Here is a 2,652-nt window from a genome sequence, read left to right on the forward strand (position 1 = left end):
GCTGAATTACAGCATCAATTAGAGCTAGAACAGTTAAAAAACAAGCACTTAGAAGAGTCGCTGCAAAAACAAGAATTAGTCAATAGGGATTACCGACAACAAATTACACATTATCAACGCCAGATTGAGCAATTAAATGACAATTTGAGCAAAGCTAATATGAGTATACAGGAGCTTGCACAAAACAGATTGATTAGCATGGATCCTAAGAAGCCAACAGAAGATGAACAACAGTCAGGCAACACAGACGATAATGTAACTAAGACTGAAACGGTCCATCCTGCTCAGGAAGTAAATACTACTGAACCAATACCTCATAAAGTAAAAAAGTGGCGCTGGTGGTAACTATTGGGCCTATTTAAGAGCATGCCGTGGAGGGCCAGCAGAAGTGCTATTATTTAAATTAATAGCAACAAAAAGCATTAGGTAAAGATAAACAACATCTACTTTATTAACAGCTAAATGATATACAATGTAATGCTAACAACATTACATAAGGTTATTGCTATGAGTCAAAGTAATTTTAATATGCGCCTTGATGACGATTTAAAGGCAAGTGCTTACTCCGTTATTGAGCAATATGGGTTAACACCAACTCAAGCGGTGCGTATGTTTTTAAATGAGATTGCGCATACCAAAACCATACCCCTATCTCTTAGTTGGGCAAGTTGCACCCCTAATGCTGAAACAGCTAAAGCAATTATTGAAGGCCGTGAAGACTACGAAACAGGTAAGCTTACTGGCTACCATGCAGATGAGTTAACTGATGTATTGGTTGAAAGTGAGAATGGCTAGAAAAGTATATCCCACTAAACAGCTTAAAAGAGATGCTAAAAAACACCATCTTGAACTATTAACACCTGCATGGGCGGAAGTACTTAATTGTTTAGTCAAAGACCAACCCTTGCCAGAAAAGTATAAAGATCATGCTCTGACGGGCAATTGGTCGAGTTGTCGAGATTGCCATATCAAGCCTGATTTAGTGTTGATCTATGAAATCCGAGGCAATGACGTGCTATTGCATAGATTAGGTAGCCATAGCGAACTTTTTTAGACTAGGATCTACGGTTGCTGGATTACCATTTTTTTTGAGCTATGCTGAAGAAACCGTACAAATAAACTTGGTAAACTAAGCGTATTAATCGGAGTTTATCATGGTCAAGAAAATTAGAACTTATAGTGAAGAATTCAAAGCCGAAGCCGTCAAGAAGATATCAGACAACAACGGCAATATTTCAGCGACCGCAAAGCAGCTTAAACCTTATCGAACTGTAACAACAAAGCTAATCAAGGCAAACTTGCAGGAACAGATCAATACGATCCTGATCTTATGACGGCTCTCCAAGAAATAAAGCAGCTCAAGCGACAACTTAAAGTTGCCGAAGAGGAGCGAGAGATCCTAAAAAAGGCCACGGCGTACTTTGCAAATGAGGAGCGTTAAAAAACAGTCTGGGAGACTGTTTTAGCGACGCAAGGCGAAGGGCTCTGCCCGAAGTGACAGTTATTCAGGTACGCCTTTATCAAAGATAACCAGCACTTCTTTAGCATCACCACTATGTGCCGTGTGCTAAGTGTTAAGCCATCAAGTTATTACGACTGGCTGAGTCGTGATATCAGTGACCAACAGATACATCGTAATCAGTCTGAGCTACTGGTTAGGGCTGCTCACAGTGAAACTCGTGAGCGCTATGGTGTTGAGCGACTGCATGCAAAGCTCATAGAGCAAGGCCATGATATTAGTTTGTACATGGTCAGACGTATCAAAGAAGAACATGGTATCAAGTGTCGTCGCCACAAACGCTTTAAAGTCACTACAGACTCAAACCATAATAAAATGGTTTATCCAAACGTGTTGAATCAGCAGTTTGATGCTAAGCGTCCTAATGAGTCTTGGGTCAGTGATATCACCTATATCTGGACAAATGAGGGTTGGCTGTACTTAGCAGGGGTTAAAGACTTATACACTAAAGAGCTGGTTGGCTATGCCATTAACAAACGTATGACCGCTGATCTAGTATGCCGTGCATTGAACATGGCCATCAAGAACAAACGGCCCAGCAAAGAGCTAATAGTTCACTCTGACAGAGGCAGTCAGTACTGTAGCCATGCCTACCACAAGATTATCAAACAACATCAGTTTACAGGCTCGATGAGTGGTAAGGGTAACTGCTTTGATAACGCTCCGATAGAAAGCTTCTGGGGCGTGTTGAAGAATGAGCTGGTATATCACCAAGACTATAAAACAAGGTTTGTAGCGATTAGCGATATTATTGGCTATATTGAGCTGTACTACAACCAAACGAGGATTCAAAAGAGTTTAGGCTATAAATCGCCAAGACAGGTGTGGTTTGATTATTATCGTCAAGCTGCGTAACTAAAATCTCCCAAGTTTATGTCTACGGATTTGACGGCAGGGGTCATTAGGGGAATGACACAGAATTTTGAACACTACCGTTAATAAGTAAGCTGATTTTCATTGCTTTTTTCTTTTGTATCTTAGAAAAAAACCCTATTTTTATTTTTAATATTTTTAATATATTTTTAGACACGATGTAACCCTTGATACACGGTCGTTTCATCGTCTATATGACTACGTTTTCCTTCTCATATGACTACGTTTCCCTACCATTATGACTACGTTTCCCTACCATT

2 protein-coding genes and 2 pseudogenes are annotated in these 2,652 nt (G+C 40.0%); all 4 read left to right on the forward strand.

Annotated elements, in window-relative coordinates:
• Positions 1 to 345: pseudogene (locus G561_RS15465) on the forward strand (hypothetical protein); the annotation flags it as partial.
• A 162-nt stretch (positions 346 to 507) separates the two neighbouring features.
• On the forward strand, positions 508 to 795 hold the full coding sequence (locus G561_RS0113305; protein WP_028859969.1) for a type II toxin-antitoxin system RelB/DinJ family antitoxin: 288 nt from the start codon (positions 508 to 510) through the stop codon (positions 793 to 795).
• On the forward strand, positions 788 to 1,054 hold the full coding sequence (locus G561_RS0113310; RefSeq protein WP_028859970.1) for a type II toxin-antitoxin system YafQ family toxin: 267 nt from the start codon (positions 788 to 790) through the stop codon (positions 1,052 to 1,054). The genes G561_RS0113305 and G561_RS0113310 overlap by 8 nt, the downstream gene beginning before the upstream one ends.
• A 100-nt stretch (positions 1,055 to 1,154) precedes the next feature.
• Positions 1,155 to 2,374, forward strand: a pseudogene (locus tag G561_RS0113320) (IS3 family transposase).
• Positions 2,375 to 2,652: the final 278 nt, after the last annotated feature.

It is taken from the genome of Psychrobacter phenylpyruvicus DSM 7000 = NBRC 102152, assembly GCF_000685805.1.
GTDB classification, from domain to species: Bacteria; Pseudomonadota; Gammaproteobacteria; order Pseudomonadales; family Moraxellaceae; genus Psychrobacter; species Psychrobacter phenylpyruvicus.

Coding starts and splice junctions, on each gene's coding strand:
- G561_RS0113305 (WP_028859969.1), top strand. CDS start 508: ATGAGTCAAAGTAATTTTAATATGCGCCTTGATGACGATTTAAAGGCA.
- G561_RS0113310 (WP_028859970.1), top strand. CDS start 788: ATGGCTAGAAAAGTATATCCCACTAAACAGCTTAAAAGAGATGCTAAA.